The organism is Armatimonas sp., from assembly GCF_043760365.1.
GTDB lineage: Bacteria > Armatimonadota > Armatimonadia > Armatimonadales > Armatimonadaceae > Armatimonas.
The window spans coordinates 1-1,523 of record NZ_JAYUPA010000599.1; the positions used below are offsets into that span (position 1 = coordinate 1).

1 pseudogene is annotated in these 1,523 nt (G+C 54.8%); it reads left to right on the forward strand.

The features are described 5' to 3' along the window. Positions 1-23: 23 nt before the first annotated feature. A pseudogene (locus tag ACH2EH_RS13805) lies at positions 24-1,523 on the forward strand (hypothetical protein); the annotation flags it as partial.

Here is a 1,523-nt window from a genome sequence, read left to right on the forward strand (position 1 = left end):
CCCCACGGTACAACAAAGGCGGGTTGTTTACCTGGACGATCTACGATTATCCCCTCAAGCAAGCTATTATTGATGGCATTGTCAAGCGCCCCATGAAAGGAATTGCTACCGGGATCAGCGAAGCCCAGTCCGATATTGCCAGCGTGAAGTACCAGGCGTACTTAGTGGCCGCCGTCGAGCGCTGGAAAGAGTACAAGACCCAGCTTGCGCCCCTCAAAAAGAAGCCCCTGCTCTTTGTCATGCTCAACGACACCAGCGAAGCCGATGATATTTCAGACTTCCTGCGCGTCAAGTACCCCGAGGAGTTCAGCGGCGAGAAGCTCCTCACCATCCACACCGACCGAAGCGGGGAAGTGAGCAAGAAAGATTTGGATAGCGCCCGGAAAGCGGCGCGTGAGGCCGACGACTGGGACAACCCCGTACAGGCCATTGTGAGCGTTCTGATGCTACGTGAGGGCTGGGACGTGCAAAACGTGACGGTCATTGTCGGCCTGCGCCCGTATTCCTCTAAAGCTAATATCCTCCCCGAGCAGACCATCGGGCGTGGCCTGCGCCTCATGTTCCGAGACAGCAACTCCGGCTACATTGAGCGCGTGGATATTATCGGCAATAAGAAGTTCATCGAGTTTGTCGAGGACTTAGAGAAAGAAGAGAACCTCACCTTAGATACCTTCGATCTTACCAAAGACAAAGTCCAGATCACCAATATCCACCCCGACACCGAGAAGCTCAACCACGATATTCACATTCCCCAGCTCACCCCGCTTCTGACGCGCAAGAAAAGCCTCACCGAAGAAATCGCCGCGCTTGATGTGCTGGGCTTCACCTGCCCCAAGCTCCCCCTCAAAGACAGCGACGCCACCGCGCAGGCATTTCGCTACGAGGGCTACGATATTATCAGCCTTCAAAAAGTCGTTGAGCGAGACTATGCCATCCCCGTGCCCCAGACCTCACAAGAAGTAATCTCCTACTACGCCAAACGAATCGCCCAGGATGTCAAACTACCGTCACAGTTTGCCTATCTTGTCCCTAAAGTCCGTCAGTTTTTAGAGCACAAAGCCTTCGGCCAGAGCGTGAATTTAGACTCCCCCGAAGTGATTCGCGCCCTCGCCACCAACATCACCTCCTACGTCACCATCAAGACTTTTGCTTCTGCCCTGCGTACTCTTGTCATTGAGGAGAAAACCCCGGAGCTGCTTACCGAGGGTCGCCTACTCTCGGGGACGCAGCCCTTCGCCTTTTCCCGCCCGACATTTATCGCAAACAAAACCATCTATAACCTAGTCGCCGCCGACAACGACTTCGAGAAACGCTTCGCCAAGTTCCTAGAAGATGCCCCTGATGTGATACGCTTCGCCAAGCTCCCCTCACAGCTCGGGTTTGCCATCGAGTACACCGACAACGCCGCCAACCTGCGCTACTACGAGCCCGACTTTATCGCCGTCTCCTCCGACGGACTACATTATTTACTAGAAACCAAAGGCCGCGAGGACATAGATGTCAAGCACAAAGACCGCGCCGCC